This is a genomic window from Blastococcus sp. SYSU DS0973 (assembly GCF_054051055.1).
In genome coordinates this window covers 1-21971 of the sequence record NZ_JBJHAN010000008.1, presented here as the reverse complement: position 1 = coordinate 21971, position 21971 = coordinate 1, and the positions used below count along the sequence as shown (strand labels likewise).

Sequence of the window (21971 nt, the reverse complement as noted above, 5' to 3'; positions counted from 1 at the left end):
GTCTCCGGGCCGCGGCTCACCTGAGGTCGGCGAGGCGGGCGGCGAAGCCGGCGACCGGGGCGCGCTCGCGCCGCATGCCGATGAGCAGCAGCGCGGTCCCCACGACCAGCGCGGTGCCCACCGGCCACGGCAGCGCGCGCACCGCGAGCCCCAGGGCCAGCACGAGCGTCGAGAGCGCCCCGACCAGCAGCGGCGCGCGGATGCCGGCGCGGGCACCGGCCACCATCGCGACCGCCGCCACGGCCAGCACCAGCACCCCGCGCGGTGCGTCGGGGGAGAGGACGGCGAGCGCGGTCGACGGTGCTGCCGCCGTCACCAGGCCCGGCCCCCACGACGGCCAGGACGCCTCGCGCACCAGCCCGCGGCCGGCCGCCAGCAGCAGCCCCGCGGCTGCCGGCAGGGTGTAGGCCTCGACCGTGGCCGTGCCACCCAGCGCCGCCGCGATCCACGCGGCGAGCACCAGCTGGGCCGCACCCACCCGCCAGGCGGCCGAGGCGTCGTCCTCGGTCCCGGCGTCCCGGCGCGCCGCGCGACCGGTCCACCCCGCCCACGCCAGCGTCGCCGCGCCCTGCACGGTCAGGTGGACCAGGACCTGTCCCCGGTCGCCCTCGGCCACCAGGAGCAGCACGGCCAGGGCGGCGACGGCCGCGGCGGCGAGCACGGTGGCCCGCCGGGAGTCGCGCTCGAGGGCGGCGGCCGTACCGAGCGAGGCCACGTAGAGGACGGTCAGCAGCACAGCCGCGCCGGCGGGGGAGGCCCAGCCGTCGGGCAGGCCCAGGAGCGCTGCCCCGGCCAGGCAGCCCACCGCCGTCGGAGCCGCCACCGGCCGGTCGTCGGGGCGCAGCGCCGCGACCCACACCGTCGGGGCCGCCGTCAGGAGCAGCAGCAGCGCCAGCGCCGACCAGTGGGCGCCCGCGACCAGGCGACCGATCGACGACGCAGCCAGCAGGACGCCGCCGGACAGCGCCACGGGCAGGAACAGCCCACGGCGCCACCCCGACAGTTCTCCGGCCGCCACCGCGGCGACCAGGACGCCGGCGAACCCGGCCACCGCGACGGCGACGGGCCCGCCGGCGGAGGAGGCGCCGGCGACGGCGACGCCGGTCACGGCACCGCAGACGACGGGGACCAGCCGGGGCGGGCCGAGCAGCACGTCGAGCGGCTCCCGCAGCCGCGCCAGCAGCAGCCCTCCGGCGGCACCCGCCATCAGCGCGGCGGCCAGCCACCGGACGCCGGCCCCCGCCGTCCAGGCCTCGGCGGACCCGGCCAGCACCCCGGCGGCGAACCACGGGGCGGTCGTGGCCATCACCACCCGCGCGACCAGCGGCCGGCCGAACAGCGCCACCGCCAGCCCGACGAGCGCGACGGCCAGGACGAACTCGGTGCGCAGCAGTTCGGGCACCGACCCCAGCACGCGCAGCACCGTCACCTGGAGGCCGGCCCACGCCGCCAGCGGCCACGCCGCGGTGGCGGGGGAGAGGCGGGCGACCGCCAGGAAGACGCCGGTCAGGGCCAGCGGCAGCAGCGGATCACCGGTGCGGAGGGCGCCGCCGATGTCGCTCGCCGCCAGCGCCAGGCCCGCCGCGCTGGCCGCGAACGTCTCGGCCGAGCTGCGCAGCCCCGCCCGGTCCGCCCGGACCGAACCCGCGGCGGCCGCGACGGCGAGCACCAGGAGCGCCCCCCGCACGAGCGGACCACCGTAGGCCGACGCCAGGGTCGCGCCGGCGCTGACCAGCAGGACGGCGCCCACGGTCAGCAGGACCTGCGGCGGGCGCGCCGCGTACGGGAACGGGGGGACCGACGGCGGCGCCGCCGGCTGCGTCGGACGCGTCCCCGGGGTCACCGCAGCACCGTGCCCGCGGCGATGCCGCCCGAATCACCAGCGAACCGTTCGGAACGGGGCCGAGAAGCGCCTACCCTGGGTGCAGTGATCACGACGACGGGCCTGGAGCTGCGCGCCGGCGCCCGCATCCTCCTCAGCGAGGCCAACCTGCGGGTGCAGCCGGGTGACCGCATCGGCCTGGTGGGGCGCAACGGTGCGGGCAAGACGACGACGTTGACCACCCTCGCCGGGGAGCGGCTGCCGCACACCGGCAAGGTCGAGGTCAGCGGCGAGATCGGCTACCTGCCGCAGGACCCGCGCAGCGGCGACCTCGACATCACCGCCAGCGACCGGGTCCTGTCCGGCCGCGGCCTCGACGTGATCCGCAACCAGATGGTCAAGGCCCAGGTGGCCATGGCCGAGCCGGCCGACGACGCCGAGCGCGACAAGGCCGTCCGTCGGTACGGGCGCCTGGAGGACCAGTTCGCCGCCCTCGGGGGGTACGCCGCGGAAAGCGACGCCGCCCGCATCTGCACCAACCTGGGGCTGCCCGACCGCGTCCTGGCGCAGCCGCTGCGGACCCTGTCCGGCGGTCAGCGACGCCGGGTCGAGCTGGCCCGCATCCTGTTCTCCGACGCCGAGACGCTGCTGCTCGACGAGCCGACCAACCACCTCGACGGCGACTCGATCACCTGGCTGAAGGGCTTCCTCTCCAGCCACAAGGGCGGCCTGATCGTCATCAGCCACGACGTCGAGCTGCTCGACGCCGTCGTCAACAAGGTGTGGCACCTGGACGCCAACCGGGCGACCGTGGACATCTACAACCTCGGCTGGAAGCCCTACCTGGCCCAGCGGGAGACCGACGAGCGCCGCCGCAAGCAGGAGCGGGCCAACACCGAGCGGAAGATCGACACGCTCAACGCCCAGGCCGACAAGATGCGCGCCAAGGCCACCAAGGCGAAGGCCGCCAAGAGCATGGACAAGCGGGCCGAACGGCTCGCCGCCGGGCTGGCCGACGTCCGGGTGCAGGACAAGGTCGCCAAGCTGCGGTTCCCGACGCCCGCGAACTGCGGCCGGACCCCGCTGACCGCCGAGGGCCTGTCGAAGAGCTACGGCTCGCTGGAGATCTTCACCGACGTCGACCTCGCGGTGGACAAGGGTGCCCGCGTCGTCGTCCTCGGGCTCAACGGCGCGGGCAAGACCACCCTCCTGCGGATGCTGGCCGGCACCGAGAGCCCGGACACCGGCGAGGTCAAGCCGGGGCACGGGCTGCGGATCGGTTACTACGCGCAGGAGCACGAGACGATCGACATGGACCGGTCGCTGCTGGAGAACATGCGCTCCGCGGCCCCGGACAGCACCGACACCGAGCTGCGGCGGATCCTCGGCGCGTTCCTGTTCTCCGGCGAGGCCGTCGACCAGCGGGCCGGCACGCTCTCCGGCGGCGAGCGCACCCGGCTGGCCATGGCCACCCTGGTGGTCTCCGGCGCCAACGTGCTCCTGCTCGACGAGCCGACGAACAACCTCGACCCGGCCAGCCGGGAGCAGGTGCTCGAGGCGCTGCGTACCTACGCCGGCGCCATCGTGCTGGTCACCCACGACGAGGGCGCGGTGCGGGCGTTGAACCCCGACAAGGTCATCATGCTGCCCGACGGCACCGAGGACGCCTGGAGCGAGGACCTCGCCGACCTGGTGGAACTCGCCTGATACATCGTCGGCCTCCAGCCGACACCGCGGCCAGGTGCCGTTCCGCTGCGCGTGCCCCGTGACCGTGACCTTCCTGGGGGACCCTCCGGGCACCGCTCGGCAGGTCACCTTTCGCATGGCCGACGTCCCGCGTCTGGGTGATCATGGGTTCGAGGGAGCCGTGGTCGACGGGACGGCGGCACCACGGCGACAGCCAACAACGGGCCGCCGCGCGCCCGGCATCTCTGTGCCGGTGGCGGTGGCCGACACGGAGGGGAGCCATGGCCGACACGAGCACTGCGGACCTCGGCAAGGGCAAGCGGATCACCGGCGGAGACCGGTCCACGCTCGCCGGCGAGCTGCGCAAGCGGTACGACGAGGGCGAGAGCATCCGGTCGCTGGCCACCTCGACGAACCGGTCCTACGGCTTCGTGCACCGGCTCCTGTCGGAGTCCGGGGCCTCGCTGCGCAGCCGCGGCGGGGCCAACCGGAATAGCAAGAAGGCGTGACCGCAGCCCTCTCCAGCTCTCCGTCCGGGTCCGGCTTCGTGCGGACGAGCCGCGACGGCGCCGTCCTCACCGTCTCGCTCGACCGCCCGGAGCAGCTCAACGCCCAGACGCCGGCCACCTGGTCGGCCCTGGCCGACGTGGGCGCCTCGCTCGACGACGACGTCCGCGTCGTCGTCGTGCGTGGCGCGGGCCGGGCCTTCTCGGCCGGCCTGGACCGGAGCATGTTCGACACCTCCTCCACCACGGGCGGCGGGCTCGGCGAGCTCGTCCGCCTGCCGGTGGAGGAGGCGCAGGAGCGCATCCGCGCCTACCAGGCAGGCTTCCGCTGGCTGCGCTCGTCGGGCGTCGTCTCGATCGCCGCGGTGCAGGGGCACGCCATCGGCGCGGGTGCGCAGCTGGCCCTCGCCTGCGACCTGCGGGTGTTCGCCGAGGACGCCCAGCTCCGGCTGCCGGAGGTCACCCTCGGCCTGGTCCCCGACCTGACCGGGACGAGCACACTGGTCGAGCTGGTGGGCTACTCGCGAGCGTTGGAGCTGTGCCTGACCGGCCGGGCCGTGAGCGCGGCGGAGGCCCGGGCGATCGGCCTGGCCACCGCGGTCGTGCCGGGGACGGAGCTGGACGACGCCGTCGGCGACCTCACCGCCGCCCTGCTGGCGCCGCCGGCCGGGGCCAGCAGGGCGACCGCGGCGTTGGTGCGATCGGCCGTGCGCAACGACTTCCCGACCCAGGACGCGGCGGAGCGGGCCGCCCAGGTGGAGCGCCTGCACGACCTCGCCGGCGGTCGCTGACGGTCGGCGGAACAACCGCCGTCGCGCCCCGGTTGGACGATCCGCCGGGTCGGAAGCGGCGCACGGAGGAGGTTCGGTGGACGGTCCCATGACCTCCATGGCGGCGATGCGGTCGTTCCGGCGCGATCCGGCGGTGACCGCACGTCGGCTGCCGAAAGGGACCGTCCGGCGGATCCTCGGCATAGCCCGGCCCTACAAGCGGGAGCTGACCACGTTCCTGGTCCTGGTCGTCGGGTCCTCGGTCATCGGGGTGATCACCCCGCTGCTGGCCGGGAACATCGTCAACCGGATCGCCGGGCTCGAGGGCACCGCGGCCGGCATCGTGCGGATCGCGCTGCTCATCGCAGGCCTCGCGGTCGTCGACGCCGCCATCTCGCTGGCCACCCGCTGGTACTCCGCCCGGATCGGCGAGGGCGTCATCTACGACCTGCGCAGCCAGGTGTTCGAGCACGTGCAGCGGATGCCGGTCGCGTTCTTCACCCGCACCCAGACCGGCGCGCTGGTCAGCCGGCTGAACAACGACGTCATCGGGGCCCAGCAGGCGTTCACGTCCACGCTCTCCGGCGTGGTCTCCAACGTCATCGGCCTGGTGCTCACCGCCGGCGTCATGTTCACGTTGTCCTGGCAGATCACGCTGCTGTCGCTGCTGCTCGTGCCGGTGTTCGTCATGCCCGCCCGGCGCATCGGCAGCCGGCTGCAGGAGATCACCCGGGAGTCCTACTCGCTCAACGCGTCGATGAACGCGACGATGACCGAACGCTTCAACGTCGCCGGCGCGTTGCTGGTCAAGCTGTTCGGCCGGCCCACCGTCGAGGCGGAGTCCTTCCGCGGCCGCGCCGCGCGGGTGCGGGACATCGGCGTGCTCTCGGCCATGTACGGCCGGACGTTCTTCACCGCGCTGACGCTGGTCGCCGCGCTGGCCACCGCGCTCGTCTACGGCCTGGGCGGCTGGCTGGCCTTCACCGGCACCCTCAGCGCCGGCGACGTCGTGGCGCTGGCCCTGCTGCTGTCCCGGTTGTACGGCCCGCTGACCGCGCTGTCGAACGTGCGGGTCGACGTGATGAGCGCGATGGTCAGCTTCGACCGCGTCTTCGAGGTGCTGGACCTGCCGCCGATGATCAGGGAGGCGCCCGACGCCGTCCCCGTGCCGGCCGACGACCGGTCGATCGAGTTCGACTCCGTCTCGTTCAGCTACCCGGCGGGTGCAGACGTCTCGCTGCCGTCGCTGGAGGAGGTGTCCCTGCCCGAGCACGGCGGGCCGGTGGACGTGCTGCACGACGTCAGCTTCCGGGTGGAGCCCGGGCAGCTGGTCGCGCTGGTCGGCCACTCCGGCGCGGGCAAGTCGACCATCGCCAACCTGGTACCGCGGCTGTACGACGTGACCGGGGGAGCCGTCCGGGTCGGGGGAGTGGACGTCCGGCATGCCACCCTCGGCTCCCTCCGCGACGCCATCGGCGTCGTCAGCCAGGACGCGCACCTCTTCCACGACACCATCCGCGCCAACCTCCGCTACGCCCGCCCGGAGGCCTCGGACGAGCAGTTGTGGGATGCGCTCACCGGCGCCCGCATCGGCGACCTCGTGCACTCGCTGCCCGAGGGGCTGGACACGGTGGTGGGCGACCGGGGCTACCGGCTCTCCGGCGGCGAGAAGCAGCGCCTGGCGATCGCCCGCGTGCTGCTCAAGGCGCCCGGCATCGTCATCCTGGACGAGGCGACCGCCCACCTGGACAGCGAGTCCGAGGCCGCGGTCCAGCACGCGCTCGACACCGCGCTGGCCGGGCGCACCTCCCTGGTCATCGCCCACCGGCTCTCCACCATCCGCAGCGCCGACCAGATCCTGGTGGTCGACGGTGGTCGGATCGTCGAGCAGGGGACCCACGAGGAGCTGCTCGCCCGGGACGGCCGGTACGCCGATCTCTACCGGACGCAGTTCGCCCGCAAGGAGCACGACGCCGCCGCTGTCGGGTGACCGCACCGAGTTTTCGTGGCGCTGCGCGCACAGCCGGGCACGCGCTGTCGCGGGCGCTCGGGAAACGGCCGAACGAGCAGATCAGACGGGGTGGAACTCCGGCGGGGGTCGGACGAGCGAGCGCTCGCGACCACTAGCGTCACTCCTGTCCCAGGCGACCGCAGCCCGGGGCACGTGACCGGGCTGGCGCGGTCACGCAGAACCACAGCAGGCGTCGGACGAACCGGCGGACGCCAGCGAGGAGGAGACGTGACCGCAGCGCACCCGCAGGACACCCAGATCCGTTCGCTCTACGCCCAGTTCATCGACGGGTGGAACCGGCGCAGCGGTGCGGCGGTGGCGGCCGGGTTCGCCGACGACGGCGACATCATCGGATTCGACGGCACGCATCACCGCGGTCGGCTCTCCATCGCCGCGGACCTGCGCCAGGTCTTCGGTTCCCACCAGACCCCCGCCTATGTCGCGGTGGTTCGCTCGGTGCGGCCGATCGGCGAGGGCGTCGCGATGCTGACGGCGCACGCGGGGATGATCCCCGCCGGCGGCAGCGACCTCGACCCCGACCTGAACGCCGTGCACACGATGGTCGCCGTCGACGAGGGGCGCGGCCGGTGGCGGATCTCGCTGTTCCAGGCGACTCCCGCGGCCTGGGACCAGCACCCGGAGGCCCGGGAGGCGCTCACCGAGGAGTTGCGGGGGCTGCTCATCCCGCAGTGAGCGTCGCTCAGCCGACGGTGGCGTCGACCGTGACGGCGTCGGCCTGCTCGACGACGGCCTTGCCGCCCACCCGGCCGATGTCGGCGATGATGCCGCCGGAGACCTGGAGCGCGACGGCCATCGCGGCCGGCGGGCCGACGGCACGGACGTCGTAGGGGGCGCTCAGCCGCTCCCCGTCGATGCGCAGGTCGCCCGGGGTTCCGGTGACCGCACTGGACGCGATCACCCGCACGCCGTCGACCTGGAGGGCCTCCGCGCCGGCGCCCCGGAGCTCCTGGATCGCGCCGAGCACCACCGACGCCGGTACCGCGCCGTCCGGATCCTGGATCGTGATGCGCAGGCCGGGACCCGTGGCCGGGAGCGTGCCGGCCAGGATGCCGATGGCCTCGGCGCGTGCCCGGGCCTCGGCCAGGGCGCTGCCGGACTCCTCCTGGCCGCTGCTGAGTTCCTCGACGGTCTGCCGGGTCTCGCCGATCTGCCGTCGCAGCGCCTCCTCGCGGGCGTTGAGCTCGTCGAGGATGAGGACGAGGTCCTGCTCGCGCCGCAGGTCCCGGACCTCCGGATCGGCCGTGCTCCGGATCTGGACGGTGAGCGCGAACCCCAGCGCCACGGTCAGCCCGGCGGTGGCCAGGACGGCGACCGGACGGCGCCAGCTGCGACGACGAACTGACCCTCTCGTGGAGGTAGAGCGTTCACCGCCGGTGGAGGCAGCCGGCGGGGAGTCGTTCTCCGACGCCGGCGACTCCGGCGTCGGGTCCGGCACCTCGTCGGTCGTCGGCTGGCGCTCCATCGAGCTCCACAGTAGGTCAGCGTCGCGGCGTGCCGGTGGTGCCCGGCCGGGTCAGCGAGCCGGTGCGGACGCCGACCGCGGCGTCGTACCGGTCGAGCAGCACCGCGGCGATCCGCTCGTCCGGCAGCAGGGGAGCGGTGACGACGTCGGCGCCCGCCCGGCGGAGCTTGTCGTGGAAGTGGCCCGGCGCGAGGAGGTAGGACGCGACCACGACGGTCGCGGCACCGGCGGCCCGGGCAGCCGCGACCGCGTCGGGCACCGCGGGGCGGGCGGCGGAGCCGTATCCGGTGGTGACCGGACCACTCCACGCCTCCTGCAGCAGCGCCGCCGTCCGCTCCACGTCGGCGACGGAGCGGTGGTCGCTGGAGCCGGCGGCGGCGACCACGACGGCGGTGCGGGGATCACCGGGGTCGGCGCCGGCCTGCACGAGCCGGTCGCGCAGCACGGCAGCCAGGCGCGGATCGGGCCCGAGGGGCCGGGCCGCGACGGTGCCGTCGGCCTGTGCCACGGCCCGGGCGATGTCCACGTGCACGTGGTAGCCGCCCGAGAGCAGCAGCGGGACGACGACCGCCGGCCGTCCCTCGGCCGACAGACCGGCCACGACGTCGACGACCGTGGGTGGCTGCACGTCGACGAACGCCGCGGTCGTCACGAGCCCGGCGCGCCCGGCTCGGGCGGCGAGGGCGAGCTCGGCGATCAGCCGGCGGCCGGTCGGGTTGCGGGTGCCGTGGGCACAGGCGACCAGCACCGGGGTCCGAACGGCGGAGGTCACGGAGCAGTGGTCACAGGGCGCGGGTGACGCCGCCGTCCACGGCGATCATCGTCCCGGTGACGTAAGAGGCGGCCGGGGAGAGTGCGAACGCCGCCACCCGGCCGAACTCCTCCGGGCGGCCGACCCGGCGCAGCGGGATGCCGGCCTCGGTCCGGGCGCGCATGGCGGCCGCATCCCCGGACGCGGCCTCGATCTCGGTGACCCGGTCGGTCGCGACGGTCCCCGGCAGCAGCCCGAGCACCCGGATGCCCCGTGGTCCCAGCTCGTCGGCCAGCGCCTTCGCCGTCATCGCCAGCCCGGGGCGCAGACCGTTGGAGATCGCCAGGTGCCCGATCGGCTGGCGCACCGAGGTGGAGAGGACGAACGCGATGACAGCACCCTCGCCGAGGTGGGGCACCAGCGCCTTCACCAGGCGCAGCGGGCCGAGCAGCACCGTGTCGACGCCGGCGCGCCAGTCGTCCTCGGCGATCTGCAGCGCCGAGCCGGGGGGCGGGCCGCCCACCGAGATGAGCGCGCCGTCGACCCCGCCCAGGCGGTCACGGGCTGCGGTGACCAGCCGCTCCCCGGCCGCCGCGTCGGCGAGGTCGGCGGTCAGCCCGTGCGCGGCCGGCGGCCCGCCCAGCTCGGTCACCGCCTGCGCGACGCTGTCCTCGGACCGGGAGCTGACCAGCACCCGGGCCCCGTCGTCGACGAGGGCCCGGGCGGTCGCGAGCCCCAGCCCCCGACTCGCGCCGGTGAGCAGAAATCCGCGACCACCCAGGCCCAGGTCCATGACTCAGTCCCTCCGGATCAGGCGGCGGAGCCGCGCAGCGACCGCAGAACGTACTGCATGATCCCGCCGTTGCGGTAGTAGTTCGCCTCACCGGGGGTGTCGATCCGGACGCGGGCGTCGAACTCCACCTCGCCGGCCTTCACCTTCACCGTGCGCGGGACCTCGCCGTCGTTCAGGGCGGTGATCCCGGTGATGGTGAACTCCTCGTCGCCGGTCAGGCCGAGCGACTCGCGGTTCTCGCCCTCGGGGAACTGCAGCGGCAGGACGCCCATGCCGATGAGGTTCGAGCGGTGGATGCGCTCGTAGCTCTCGGCGATGACGGCCTTGACGCCCAGCAGCGCGGTGCCCTTGGCAGCCCAGTCGCGCGACGAGCCGGACCCGTACTCCTTGCCGGCCAGCACGACCAGCGGGATGCCGGCGTCGATGTAGGCGCGCGAGGCGTCGTAGATCGTCGTCGTCTCGCCGGTCAGGTGGTTCTTGGTGACCCCACCCTCGGTGCCGGGCACCAACTGGTTGCGCAGCCGGATGTTGGCGAAGGTGCCGCGGATCATGACCTCGTGGTTCCCGCGGCGCGAGCCGTAGGAGTTGAAGTCGCGACGGTCCACCCCGTGCTCGCGCAGGTACTTGCCCGCGGGGCTGTCGGCCTTGATCGAACCGGCCGGGGAGATGTGGTCGGTGGTGACCGAGTCGCCGAGCACCGCGAGGGTGCGGGCGCCGGTGATGTCCTCGACCGGAGCAGGCTCGGCCGGCATGCCCTCGAAGTACGGAGGACGCCGGACGTAGGTGCTCTCCTCGGCCCACTCGAAGGTGTCACCGGTGGGCGTGGGCAGGTTCTGCCACTGCTCGGTGCCCGCGAAGACGTCCTCGTAGCTGCGGCCGAACTGCTCGGCCGAGACGGCGTGGTCGATGACCCGCTGGACCTCCTGCGGAGAGGGCCAGATGTCGCGCAGGAAGACGTCGTTGCCGTCGGCGTCCTGGCCGAGGGGTTCGTTGTTCAGGTCGACGTCCATGGAGCCGGCCAGGGCGTAGGCGATGACGAGCGGCGGGGACGCCAGGTAGTTCATCTTGACGTCGGGGTTGATCCGGCCCTCGAAGTTCCGGTTGCCCGAGAGCACCGAGACGACGGCGAGGTCGGCCTCGTTCACGGCGTTGGAGACCGGCTCGGGGAGCGGGCCGGAGTTGCCGATGCAGGTGGTGCACCCGTAGCCGACCAGGTAGAAGCCCAGCTTCTCCAGGTACGGGGTGAGCTCGGCCTTCTCGTAGTAGTCCATGACGACCTTGGACCCGGGGGCCAGCGTCGTCTTCACCCACGGCTTGCTGACCAGACCGCGCTCGACGGCGTTCTTCGCCAGCAGCGCGGCGCCGATCATCACCTGCGGGTTGGAGGTGTTGGTGCAGGAGGTGATCGCGGCGATCACGACGTGGCCGTGGTCGACGTAGGTCTCCGTGCCGTCCTCCATGACCACCCGGGTGGGCTTGGAGGGGCGGTCGGGCACCCGGTCCGGGACGGTCTGGTGGTTCGGCTTGCCGGCCTCCCCGTTGCCGGAGGCGAAGGGACTGACCGGGTCGGACGCGGGGAAGGACTCGGCCGAGGCTTCGTCGGCCGCGGACTCGACGCCGTAGGGCTGCTCCTGGCCGGGAACTCCGGGCTTGCGGTCCTCGCCGCCGGTCTCGTCGTCGGCCACGTAGTTCGCCAGCGACGTGCGGAACGCCGGCTTCGCCTCGGTGATCGCCACGCGGTCCTGCGGGCGCTTCGGCCCGGCGATCGACGGGACGACGGTGGCGAGGTCCAGCTCCAGGTACTCGGAGAAGGCCGGCTCGCGGGACGGGTCGTGCCAGAGGCCCTGCTCCTTGGCGTAGGCCTCGACCAGCTTGACCTGCTCCTCGGAGCGGCCGGTGAGCGTGAGGTAGGTGATGGTCTCCTCGTCGATGGGGAACATCGCCGCGGTGGAGCCGAACTCCGGGCTCATGTTGCCGATCGTGGCGCGGTTGGCCAGCGGGACGGCGGAGACGCCGGCGCCGTAGAACTCGACGAACTTCCCGACCACACCGTGCTCGCGGAGCATCTCGGTGATGGTCAGCACGAGGTCGGTCGCCGTGGCGCCGTCGGGCAGCTGACCGGTCAGCTTGAAGCCGACCACGCGGGGGATGAGCATCGAGACGGGCTGGCCGAGCATCGCGGCCTCGGCCTCGATGCCGCCGACGCCCCAGCCCAGCACGCCAAGGCCGTTGACCATCGTGGTGTGGCTGTCGGTGCCGACGCAGGTGTCGGGGTAGGCGATGACCTTGTCGCCCTCCTGGCGCGGGAAGACCACGCGCGCCAGGTGCTCGATGTTCACCTGGTGGACGATGCCGGTGCCCGGGGGGACGACCTTGAAGTCGTCGAACGCCCCCTGGCCCCAGCGGAGGAACTGGTAGCGCTCGCCGTTGCGCTCGTACTCGATCTCGACGTTGCGCTCGAAGCTCTCCGGCGTGCCGAAGACGTCGGCGATCACGGAGTGGTCGATGACCAGCTCGGCCGGCGCGAGCGGGTTGATCTTGTTCGGGTCGCCACCGAGGTCGGCCATGGCCTCGCGCATGGTGGCGAGGTCGACGATGCAGGGGACGCCCGTGAAGTCCTGCATGACCACGCGCGCCGGGGTGAACTGGATCTCCTGGTCGGGCTCGGCCGACGGGTCCCAGTTGGCGATCGCCCGGATGTGATCGGCGGTGATGTCCGCACCGTCCTCGGTGCGCAGCAGGTTCTCGAGGAGGACCTTGAGGCTGAAGGGCAGCTTCTCGGAGCCCTCCACCGCGTCGAGCCGGTAGATGTCGTAGTCGGTGCCGTCGACGGAGAGCGTCGCCCGTGCTCCGAAGGTGTCCTTGCTGGCTGCCACTGCTCTGCGCCTACCCCTCGTGGTTCATCACGCTTCGTTGACCACCCTCGATCATCCCAGTTCGCGGCCGGGTGGACCGAGTCAGGCGACCCTTCCCTCACCCGGTGACCTGTATCACGGCCCGGGAAACACGTCGGCGGGCCCGGGTCCGGCGGTGTCCGTGCCGCCCGGACCGCCGCACCCGTCGCAACCGGCGTTCGGGGGACGCGTGCCCCGGGGAGGGCACGCCTCCGCCCGGGGGTGCGGGGCCGTGGACCGGTGTCCCACCGCGCCGCTGCTGGGCGCCGCCTACGCCTGCGCGGTCGTCCTGCTCCTCCCGCCGGCCGGGCGGCCGGCGCGCACGGGAACCCGCCGCGCGGCCCTACCGTGGCGGGTGTGACCGGCGTCGTCCCCGAACCCCTGCCCGGCTGGCTCACCGCCGCCTCCCGCATCACCGCGCTCACCGGCGCGGGCATCTCGACCGACAGCGGCATCCCCGACTACCGGGGACCGAACGGCGTCTGGACGCGCGATCCGGACGCCGAGAAGCTCGTGACGCTGTCGTACTACGTGGGTGACCCCGACATCCGCCGCCGGGCCTGGCTGATGCGCCGGGACATGGGCGCGCTCGACGTGCGCCCCAACGCGGGGCACGCGGCGCTGGTCGACCTCGAGGCCCAGGGGCGGCTGCGCACGCTGATCACCCAGAACGTCGACGGCCTGCACCAGGCCGCCGGGTCGGCGCCCGACCGGGTGCTGGAGATCCACGGCACCGTGCACGAGGTCGAGTGCCTGGGCTGCCGCGCGCGGACGACGATGCAGGAGGCGCTGGACCGGGTGGCGGCCGGGGATCCCGACCCCGCGTGCCGGGCCTGCGGCGGCATCCTGAAGTCGGCGACGATCAGCTTCGGGCAGATGCTCGACCCCGCGGTGATCGACGCCGCGGCGGCGGCCGCCGCCGACTGCGACGTGCTCCTCGCGGTCGGCACCTCCCTGACCGTGCACCCGGCGGCGGGCCTCGTCGACGTCGCGGTGGCGAACGGTGCGCGCGTCGTCGTGGTCAACGCCCAGCCCACGCCGTACGACGACGTGGCGGACCTCGTCGTCCGGGAGCCGATCGGGAGCGCCCTGCCGAAGCTGGTCGCGGCCGGCTGACGGTGTCTTGGATCACGACCGGTGACGAGCCAGGGCCCTCCGAGCCCGGGTGACCTGGTCGTCGGGAACAGCGGCCAGGCGACGACGTGGCCGCGGGACGCGACGTCGGCTCCTCCGGCTGGTTCCGCACCCTCGGCCTGAGCGGAGCGCACCGGCTCGTCGTCGTCCCCGGCGGCCGATAGCGTGACGGGGACCACGTCTTCGGCCGGCCTCGTGCCGGCCCAGCACCTCCGGGAGCCGGCATGCGCGTCCCCCTCACCAGTCGCGACTTCCTCGACCGCGCCGAGCTGGTCTACGGGGACCGCGTCGGCGTCGTCGACGAGCCGGCGCAGCCCGCCCCGTCGCTCGGGGACGTCACCTACCGGGAGGTGGCCCGGCGGGGCCGCGCCCTGCAGGCCGGGCTCGACGCGCTGGGCATCGGCGAGGGGGAGCGGGTGGCGATCGTGAGCCACAACTCCGCCCGGCTGCTCGAGCTGCTGCTGGCCGTGCCGTCGTCGGGCCGCGTCGCCGTGCCGATCAACTTCCGGCTGCAGCCGGAGGAGGTGGAGTACATCGTCGGGCACTCCGGTGCCCGGGTGCTGCTGGTCGACCCCGAGCTGGAGACCTCGCTGAAGGGCGTGCGGGCCGAGCACCGCTTCGGGACGGGGGAGGAGTACGAGCAGCTGCTCCGCTTCGACGCCGAGCCCCGGCCGTGGTCGGAGCCGGACGAGGACGCCACGGCGACCATCAACTACACGAGCGGCACGACGGCGCGGCCCAAGGGCGTGCAGATGACCCACCGCAACATCTGGGTCAACGCGGTCACCTTCGGCATGCACATGCAGGTCAGCGACCGGGACGTCTACATGCACACCCTGCCGATGTTCCACTGCAACGGCTGGGGCCTGCCGTACGCCATGGCGGGGGTCGGCGCTCGCCAGGTGGTGATCCGCAAGATCGACGGCGCGGAGATCCTGCGCCGCGTCGACCAGCACGGCGTGACGGTGATGGCGGGGGCGCCGGCGGTCTGGAACGCCGTCCTGGAGGCCGCCGGGGACTGGGACGGCGAGGTCCCCGGGCGCGATCGGGTGCGGATCGTCGTCGCCGGTGCGCCGCCGCCGTCGCGGACCATCGCCCGCGTCGAGGCCGAGCTCGGGTGGGAGTTCAACCAGATCTACGGCCTCACCGAGACCGCGCCCCTGCTCACCGTCAACCGGCCGCGCGCCGAGTACGACGGCCTGGACGCCGAAGAGCGCGCCAAGCGGCTGTCCCGCGCCGGGGTGCCCGCGATCGGCACGCGGATGGCGGTGAGCGACAGCGGCGAGGTGCTCGCGCGCAGCAACACCGTGCTGGCCGGTTACTGGGAGAACCCCGACGCCTCGGCGGAGGCGCTGGAGGGCGGCTGGTTCCACACCGGCGACGGCGGATCGATCGACGAGCACGGCTACCTGACGATCTCCGACCGCAAGAAGGACGTGATCATCACCGGCGGCGAGAACGTCTCCTCGATCGAGGTCGAGGACGTCGTCTTCAGCCACCCGGCCGTCGCGGAGGTGGCGGTCATCGGCATCCCCGACGACAAGTGGGGCGAGATGGTGACCGCGATCGTCGTCCTGGCCGAGGGGGAGCAGGCCACGGAGGCCGACATCATCGCCCACTGCAGGGCGCGCCTGGCCGGCTACAAGGCGCCCAAGCGGGTCGAGTTCCGCGACCAGCTGGCCCGGACCGCCACCGGGAAGATCCAGAAGTTCAAGCTGCGCGAGGAGTTCTGGTCCGGCTCCGACCGCAGGGTCAACTGAGCAGCCGCCGAATCGGCAGGCTCCCGGGGCGACGGCGCTCCTCACCCGGCCCGTCCCACCCTTCGGGGTGAGGAGCGCTCAACGACGTCCCCGTCCGCACCGAACACCAGCACAGCGGCGCCCTCCCGGGGTGCCGGTCGTCGATGTGCTGGAAGAGGTCCGAAGACGTGGACAGCGGTATCCGGAGCGGTACGGCCCGCCCTTCGGGGGCTCGCACGGCACTGCGGGTGGTCGGGACGGCGCTGGCCGGCCTGGTCGTCCTCGGGCTCACCCCCGCGGTCGCGGACGCGGCGCCCCGCCGTCCCGGTGACAGCCAGATCGAGGCGGCGCAGGCGCAGGCCGACGCGGTCACCGGGCGCATCGGGGAGCTCCGCGGACGGTTGTCGGCCGCCCAGGCCTTGGTGGACGCCGCCCGCGCGGTATCGGCGATCGCGCTCGACGAGTACCAGGCGACCCAGGAGTCCTTCGAGGCCGCGCGGGCGCACGCCGACTCCGCCGCCGCGGCGTCCGCGCAGGCCGCGGCCGAGCTGGGTCTGGCGCGCGACGACGTGGCCGCGTTCGCCCGGCGCAGCTACATGGAGGGCAGCACCTACGCCGGCGCGACGGCGCTGGTCACCGCCGGCGACCCGGGCCAGCTCGTGGAGCGCGCCGCGCTGCTCGAGGCGGCCGGCAGCCACCGGTCCGACGTCCTCGGCCGGGTCGCCGAGCTCAAGGTGGTGGCCGACCGGGCGGATGCCGTCGCGCAGGTCGCTCTGGTCCAGGCGGATGCCCTCCAGACGGAGGCCGCCGCCACGCTGGAGATCGCGCGGACGGCGGAGATCTCCGCCCGCGCCCAGGCGGCCTCGCTCGCCGTCGAGGAGGAGCAGCTCCAGGAGGAGCTCGGCGCGGCTCAGCAGCAGTTGCAGACCCTCGTCGGCGCCCGCGCCGCCGAGGAGCGGACCGCGGCGGTCGTCGTCGCGTCGTCTGCTCCGGCTGCGGCTGCGGCTGCGGCTCCGGCTCCGGCGCCCGCTCCGGCTCCGGCGCCCGTTCCGGCTCCTGCGCCGGTCGCCGGCACGCCGTCGTCGAGCGGTGGCGGCTCGACCAGCCCGGCCCCGCCTGCCGGGACCGGGAACGCCTCCGTCGCCCAGCGGGCGATCGACACCGCCATGGCCTACCTCGGCACCCCGTACGCGTGGGGTGGCGGGGGTACCCGCGGACCCGGCCCCGGGCAGGACCCGGACCTGGGCATCGTCGGCTTCGACTGCAGCGGCCTGACCCAGCACGCGTACGCCCGCGCGGGCATCCCCATCCCCCGGAACAGTCGCGACCAGTACGCGGCGCTGCCCAAGGTCTCCAGCGACGACCTGCGCGCCGGCGACCTGGTCTTCTGGGGCACCGATCCCAGCAATCCGCGGTCGATCACGCACGTGGCGATCTACCTGGGTGGCGACCGGGTGGTGCAGGCGCCGCAGAGCGGCGACGTGGTGAAGGTGTCGCCCATGTGGTGGCGGGGATACGTCGGCGCGGTGCGGCCGAGCGCCCGCTGACGGGCCGGCCGCGGTGCGGTGAGCCGCGGGCAGTGAGGCGTCGGGCAGCCACGGGGGGAGCTGCCCGACGCAGACGCGAGGCTAGCAGTCAGGAACTCCCGCGGGCAGGGGTCCCGACGCGGCTGCGCCGGTTCGCCGGCGACGGCCGGGCGGGCCTGTGTCGGCGGGGGGTGGCCGCACCGGATTCGTGTAGGACACTGGGCAGGGGGCCGGGACGACACCGCCCCGTCGACGGCCTGCCCGAGCCGGGCAGTCGCGGCCCGGCACGACCAGGGAGCCACGTGTCCAGCGCTGCCAGCACCCCGACCGAGAGCGTGCCCGCCCACTCGCAGGCGCCCGTGCCGCCCTCCGTCGACGCCGCCCGGCTGGAGCGGGTGATCTTCGAGATCAAGCGCGTCATCGTCGGCCAGGACCGGCTGGTGGAGCGGATGATCGTCGCGCTGCTCGCCCGTGGTCACGTGCTGCTCGAAGGCGTGCCCGGCGTCGCCAAGACCCTGGCGGTCGAGACCCTGGCGACCGTGGTGGGTGGCAGCTTCTCCCGCCTGCAGTTCACGCCCGACCTCGTGCCCGCCGACATCATCGGCACCCGCATCTACAAGTCCGGTCAGGACTCCTTCGACACCGAACTGGGCCCGGTGTTCGCCAACTTCGTGCTCACCGACGAGATCAACCGGGCACCGGCCAAGGTGCAGTCGGCGCTGCTGGAGGTCATGGCCGAGCGGCAGGTCTCCATCGGCGGGGTCACCCACCCGCTGCCCGACCCGTTCCTGGTGCTCGCCACCCAGAACCCGATCGAGTCCGAGGGCGTCTACCCGCTGCCCGAGGCCCAGCGCGACCGCTTCCTCATGAAGGTGCTGGTCGACTACCCCAGCTCCGAGGAGGAGCGCGAGATCATCTACCGGATGGGCTCCGAGCCGCCGGTGCCCGAGACGGTGCTCGCCCCGGGTGAGCTGCGCCGGTTGCAGCGCACGGCCTCGCAGGTCTTCGTGCACCACGCCCTGGTCGACTACGTCGTCCGGCTGGTGATCGCCACCCGCTCGCCGCGCGAGCACGGGATGGACGACGTCGCCGGCTGGGTCTCCTACGGCGCCAGCCCGCGCGCCTCGCTCGGCCTGATCGCCGCCAGCCGTGCGCTGGCCCTGGTGCGGGGCCGGGACTACGTGCTGCCGCAGGACGTCCTCGACATCACCGCGGACGTCCTCCGCCACCGTCTGGTGCTCTCCTACGACGCGCTGGCCGACGGCGTGCCGGCCGACCACATCGTCAAGCGGATCGTGCAGACGGTCCCGCTGCCGCAGGTGGCCCCGCGGCAGGGCGCGTCCGGCGGCGGTCCGGGGGTGCCCGGCGGGCCATCGGTGCCGCCGGGGCACGGCGGTCCGTTCTTCGGCCCGCCGCAGGGCATGCCCCACGGCGGCCCGTGGGGGCAGGGCGCCCCGCAGGCCCCGGTCGGGCGGCCCTACGGACCCGGTCCGCAGGGGCCCGGCGGACCGGTCGCCGGCGGCGCGTCCGCGGCCGGCGGGCACGGCAGCTCCAACGGCGCCGTCCCCGGGTCGCAGCAGACGTGATCCGCCGCCGTCGCCGGGAGGAACCGCTTCCGGCCGCGCCCGAGCACCCCGGCCTGCTGCTGCACCCGGCGACGCCCGGGTCGGCCGCGGACGGGGGCGCGACGGAGGACGACGGTGCACCACCGCGGTTCACCGACGGCCCCGCCGACGTCCTGCTCCGGCGGCTCGAGCTCACCGTGCGCCGGCGGCTCGACGGACTGCTGCAGGGCGACCACCTCGGCCTGGTGCCCGGCTCCGGCAGCGAGGCCGGCGACTCCCGGACCTACCACCCCGGCGACGACGTGCGGCGGATGGACTGGCCGGTGACCGCCCGCACCCAGGTGCCGCACGTCCGCGAGACGATCGCCGACCGGGAACTGGAGACGTGGGCGGTCGTCGACCTGTCGGCCAGCCTGGACTTCGGCACCGCCAACTGCCAGAAGCGCGACCTGGCGATCGCCGGCCTGGCCGCCGTCGGCCACCTCACCGTGCACGGCGGCAACCGCCTCGGCGCCGTCGTCACCACAGGGGAGCGGGTCGACCGCTACCCGGCGATGCCCGGCCGGCTGGCCGCCGAGCGGCTGCTGCGCTCCGTGGTGGCCACACCGCGGGCCGCCAGCGGCCGGCGCGGGGATCTCGCGGCGGCGCTGGAGACGCTGCGCCGCCCGCTGCGCCGCCGCGGGCTGGTCGTGGTGATCTCCGACTTCCTGGGCGACAGCGACTGGGAGCGGCCGCTGCGCGGCCTGGGTACCCGGCACGAGCTGCTCGCCGTCGAGGTCCTCGACCCCCGGGAGCTGGAGCTCCCCGACGTCGGCCTGCTCACCGTGGTCGACCCCGAGACCGGCCAGACCCTCGAGGTACCCACCGGCGACGCCGAGTTCCGCGCCCGCTACGCCGAGGGCGCCGCCGCCCAGCGCGAGCAGGTGGCCGCAGCGCTGCGCCGGGCCGGCGCCGGCCACCTGCAACTGCGGACCGACCGTGACTGGCTCATGGACGTCGTCCGCTTCGTCGCCGAACGCCGACGTGCCGGCAACGGAGGGGCCTCCCGATGACCTTCCAGTCCCCGTGGTGGCTGCTGGCCCTGCTGGTGGTCGCCCTGCTCGTCGCGGTCTACGTGGTGCTCCAGCTGCGGCGCAAGGCGTACGCCGCCCGGTTCACCAACGTGGCGCTGCTCGGCTCGCTGGTCCCCAGGCGGCCGGGCTGGAAGCGGCACCTCGCCTTCGGGGTCGTCGCGCTCGGTCTCGCCACGCTCGTCGTCTCGCTGGCCGTGCCGAGCACCGAGGTGCGCGTGCCGCGGGAGAAGGCCACGGTGGTCATGGCCGTGGACGTCTCGCTGTCGATGGAGGCCGAGGACGTCGAGCCCACGCGGTTCCGGGCGATGCAGCGGGCGGCCACCGAGTTCGTCGACGTGCTGCCCGAGCGGATCAACCTCGGTCTGGTCACCTTCGCCGGCACCGCCACCACCGTGGTGCCCCCGACCACCGACCGGGCGCAGGTGGCGGTGGCCATCGAGAACCTCGACCTCGCCGAGGCGACGGCGATCGGGGAGGCGATCTTCACCTCGTTGGCGGCGATCGAGAACTTCCAGGCCTCGCTGGAGAGCACCGGTGAGGAGCCGCCTCCGGCGCGGATCGTGCTGCTCTCCGACGGCACCAACACCGTCGGCCGGGACAACACGCAGGCCGTCGACGCCGCCCGCGCCGCAGGGGTGCCGGTCTCCACCATCGCCTTCGGCACCGACTACGGAACCCTCGACATCGACGGCGAGCAGGTGCCGGTGCCGGTCGACCGGGGGGCGCTCGAGGAGATCGCCGACCAGACCGGCGGCAGCTTCAGCGAGGCCGCCAGCGCGGCGGAGCTCGAGCAGGTCTACTCGGACCTGGGCAGCCAGATCGGCTACACCACCGAGCCGAAGGACATCAGTCCGTGGTTCGTGCGGGCCGGCGTCCTGGTGGTGCTGGTCGGCGCCGTCCTCAGCCTGTTGTGGACCAACCGCCTGATCTGACGAAGGACCCCGCCGCCCCCACCACTCCCCGCGCTCGCGGCGGGTCCCCTGCGGTGGGGCCGTTCCAGCGGGTCACCGGGAGGGGTCGAGGACGAGCTTGCCGGTGGTGCGGCGGGCCAGCAGGTCCTCGTGTGCCTCGGCGGCGGCGGACAACGGGTAGCGGCCACCGATCACCGGGCGCAGCTGCCCGTCGGCGACCTGCTGCAGCAGGTCGGTCATGGCCGCGTCCATCATCTGCGGCCGCGACATGCAGTGCGCCAGCCAGAACCCGATGACCGCCCGGCTCTTCTGCAGAAGCATGCCCGGGGGCACCGAGTGGGTCCGCTGCCGTGCGGCCATGCCGTAGGTGACCAGCCGGCCGAAGGGCGCCAGGGCGGACAGGGAACCGGCGAAGACGTTGCCGCCGGTCATCTCCAGCACGATGTCGACCGGCTTGCCGCCGTTGGCCTCGCGCAGCGCTGCGGTGAACTGCTCGGGGTCCTCGTCGGCGAGCGCGGGGTCGACGGTGGCGTGCGCGCCGAGGTTCTCGGCGAGCGTCCGCTTCTCCGGGCTGGAGGCGGTGGCGATCACCCGGCCGGCGCCCCAGCGGCGGGCCAGCTGGACGGCCAGCGAGCCGACGCCGCCGGCACCGGCGATGACGACGACGGACTCGCCCTCGGCCAGGTGGGCGCTGGTGCGCAGCAGGTGCCACGCGGTGGAACCCTGGAGGACGACGGCCAGCGCCTGCTCGTCGCTGACGCCGGCGGGCACCGGCCAGGTGAGGACGTGGTTCGCCACCACCTTCTCGGCGTAACCGCCGCCGTCGAGGAGGCCGACGACGCGCTGCCCGCCCCCGACCGGGGTGCCGACGAACTCCGCCCCCGGAACGAGCGGCAGCCGCTGCTCGGCGAGGTAGCTGTTCTCGATCTGGTGCGTGTCGGCGAAGTTGACTCCCGCGGAGCTCACCTCGTAGAGCTGCTGACCCGGCCCGGGAGTGGGGTCGGGAAGGTCCACGACGTCCATGACCTCGGGGCCGCCGAAGCGGGTGATCTGCACAGCTCGCATGCACGTGAGGCTAGGGCCTGGCTCCGCGCGCCCACCCTGACACAGCGTCCGGAACTGAACGGTGCGCATGCAGCTGAGGCGTGGTGCTCTCCGTGCTCTTCGTCGGCATGGGGTTCGTCTGCGCGCTGCAGGCAGCCTTCGCCTACCGCGTGGGGGGGGGGGGGGGGGGGGGGGGGGGGGGGGGGGGGGGGGGGGGGGGGGGGGGGGGGGGGGGGGGGGGGGGGGGGGGGGGGGGGGGGGGG

At 74.1% G+C, this 21971-nt stretch carries 17 protein-coding genes; 11 read left to right on the top strand and 6 right to left on the bottom strand.

What is annotated here, in order from left to right; all coding sequences use genetic code 11:
• Nucleotides 1-16: 16 nt before the first annotated feature.
• The gene (locus tag ACI791_RS13905) at nt 17-1843 is read right to left on the bottom strand and encodes an SCO7613 C-terminal domain-containing membrane protein (RefSeq protein WP_456586573.1); all 1827 of its coding nucleotides are present in this window, start codon (nt 1841-1843) and stop codon (nt 17-19) included.
• Between the two features lie 84 nt (nt 1844-1927).
• Between ACI791_RS13905 and ACI791_RS13900 the strand changes: the two genes are divergently transcribed.
• The 5 genes from ACI791_RS13900 (at nt 1928) to ACI791_RS13880 (ending at nt 7488) form a co-directional block, all read left to right on the top strand.
• Entirely contained in the window at nt 1928-3529 is a 1602-nt protein-coding gene (locus tag ACI791_RS13900; protein WP_347057181.1) for an ABC-F family ATP-binding cassette domain-containing protein, read from the top strand.
• A gap of 260 nt (nt 3530-3789) precedes the next feature.
• Entirely contained in the window at nt 3790-4017 is a 228-nt protein-coding gene (locus ACI791_RS13895; RefSeq protein ID WP_456586572.1) for a helix-turn-helix domain-containing protein, read from the top strand.
• Nucleotides 4014-4805, top strand: a complete 792-nt coding sequence (locus ACI791_RS13890) for an enoyl-CoA hydratase/isomerase family protein (RefSeq protein WP_456586571.1) — start codon at nt 4014-4016, stop codon at nt 4803-4805. The genes ACI791_RS13895 and ACI791_RS13890 overlap by 4 nt, the downstream gene beginning before the upstream one ends.
• Before the next feature lie 76 nt (nt 4806-4881).
• Complete coding sequence (locus ACI791_RS13885) at nt 4882-6774, top strand: ABC transporter ATP-binding protein (protein ID WP_456586570.1); 1893 nt, start codon at nt 4882-4884, stop codon at nt 6772-6774.
• 249 nt (nt 6775-7023) lie between these two features.
• Nucleotides 7024-7488: an SgcJ/EcaC family oxidoreductase gene (locus ACI791_RS13880; RefSeq protein WP_347057177.1), complete on the top strand. Its 465-nt coding sequence runs from the start codon at nt 7024-7026 to the stop codon at nt 7486-7488.
• A 7-nt stretch (nt 7489-7495) separates the two neighbouring features.
• Here the strand turns inward: ACI791_RS13880 and ACI791_RS13875 are convergent, their stop codons facing one another.
• Genes ACI791_RS13875 through ACI791_RS13860 form a run of 4 tightly spaced genes read right to left on the bottom strand, consistent with a single transcriptional unit; the run spans nt 7496 to nt 12698 of the window.
• Nucleotides 7496-8278 carry a DUF881 domain-containing protein gene (locus tag ACI791_RS13875; protein WP_456586569.1) on the bottom strand — a complete coding sequence of 261 codons (783 nt, stop codon included), beginning with the start codon at nt 8276-8278 and terminating at the stop codon, nt 7496-7498.
• Between the two features lie 16 nt (nt 8279-8294).
• Nucleotides 8295-9050 (bottom strand): sirohydrochlorin chelatase, encoded by a 756-nt coding sequence (locus ACI791_RS13870; protein WP_456586568.1) that lies wholly within the window; start codon nt 9048-9050, stop codon nt 8295-8297.
• A gap of 10 nt (nt 9051-9060) precedes the next feature.
• On the bottom strand, nt 9061-9822 hold the full coding sequence (locus ACI791_RS13865; RefSeq protein WP_456586567.1) for an SDR family oxidoreductase: 762 nt from the start codon (nt 9820-9822) through the stop codon (nt 9061-9063).
• Nucleotides 9823-9839: 17 nt separating this feature from the next.
• Nucleotides 9840-12698, bottom strand: a complete 2859-nt coding sequence (locus ACI791_RS13860; RefSeq protein ID WP_456586566.1) for an aconitate hydratase — start codon at nt 12696-12698, stop codon at nt 9840-9842.
• Between the two features lie 375 nt (nt 12699-13073).
• On the opposite strand from ACI791_RS13860, the gene ACI791_RS13855 reads away from it, so the two are divergent.
• The 6 genes from ACI791_RS13855 (at nt 13074) to ACI791_RS13830 (ending at nt 20685) form a co-directional block, all read left to right on the top strand.
• Entirely contained in the window at nt 13074-13832 is a 759-nt protein-coding gene (locus ACI791_RS13855) for an SIR2 family NAD-dependent protein deacylase (RefSeq protein WP_456586565.1), read from the top strand.
• Between the two features lie 242 nt (nt 13833-14074).
• A complete protein-coding gene (locus ACI791_RS13850) occupies nt 14075-15610 on the top strand; it encodes a long-chain-fatty-acid--CoA ligase (RefSeq protein WP_456586564.1) in 1536 nt (511 codons plus the stop codon).
• Nucleotides 15611-15777: 167 nt separating this feature from the next.
• Nucleotides 15778-17136 (top strand): C40 family peptidase, encoded by a 1359-nt coding sequence (locus ACI791_RS13845; protein WP_456586563.1) that lies wholly within the window; start codon nt 15778-15780, stop codon nt 17134-17136.
• A gap of 281 nt (nt 17137-17417) precedes the next feature.
• Nucleotides 17418-18701, top strand: coding sequence for an AAA family ATPase (locus ACI791_RS13840; RefSeq protein ID WP_456586562.1), 1284 nt, complete (start codon nt 17418-17420; stop codon nt 18699-18701).
• A complete protein-coding gene (locus ACI791_RS13835; protein ID WP_456586561.1) occupies nt 18698-19732 on the top strand; it encodes a DUF58 domain-containing protein in 1035 nt (344 codons plus the stop codon). Before ACI791_RS13840 ends, ACI791_RS13835 begins: the two co-directional genes overlap by 4 nt.
• On the top strand, nt 19729-20685 hold the full coding sequence (locus ACI791_RS13830) for a VWA domain-containing protein (RefSeq protein WP_456586560.1): 957 nt from the start codon (nt 19729-19731) through the stop codon (nt 20683-20685). Before ACI791_RS13835 ends, ACI791_RS13830 begins: the two co-directional genes overlap by 4 nt.
• 72 nt (nt 20686-20757) lie before the next feature.
• Here ACI791_RS13830 and ACI791_RS13825 read toward each other — a convergent pair whose 3' ends face one another.
• Nucleotides 20758-21729: a quinone oxidoreductase family protein gene (locus ACI791_RS13825; protein WP_456586559.1), complete on the bottom strand. Its 972-nt coding sequence runs from the start codon at nt 21727-21729 to the stop codon at nt 20758-20760.
• Nucleotides 21730-21971 lie beyond the last annotated feature (242 nt).

What these genes read in the sequence shown, in the direction of transcription:
- ACI791_RS13850 (WP_456586564.1), top strand. Translation starts at nt 14,075, where the DNA reads ATGCGCGTCCCCCTCACCAGTCGCGACTTCCTCGACCGCGCCGAGCTG.
- ACI791_RS13865 (WP_456586567.1), bottom strand. Translation starts at nt 9,822, where the DNA reads ATGGACCTGGGCCTGGGTGGTCGCGGATTTCTGCTCACCGGCGCGAGT.
- ACI791_RS13830 (WP_456586560.1), top strand. Translation starts at nt 19,729, where the DNA reads ATGACCTTCCAGTCCCCGTGGTGGCTGCTGGCCCTGCTGGTGGTCGCC.
- ACI791_RS13895 (WP_456586572.1), top strand. Translation starts at nt 3,790, where the DNA reads ATGGCCGACACGAGCACTGCGGACCTCGGCAAGGGCAAGCGGATCACC.
- ACI791_RS13825 (WP_456586559.1), bottom strand. Translation starts at nt 21,729, where the DNA reads ATGCGAGCTGTGCAGATCACCCGCTTCGGCGGCCCCGAGGTCATGGAC.
- ACI791_RS13875 (WP_456586569.1), bottom strand. Translation starts at nt 8,278, where the DNA reads ATGGAGCGCCAGCCGACGACCGACGAGGTGCCGGACCCGACGCCGGAG.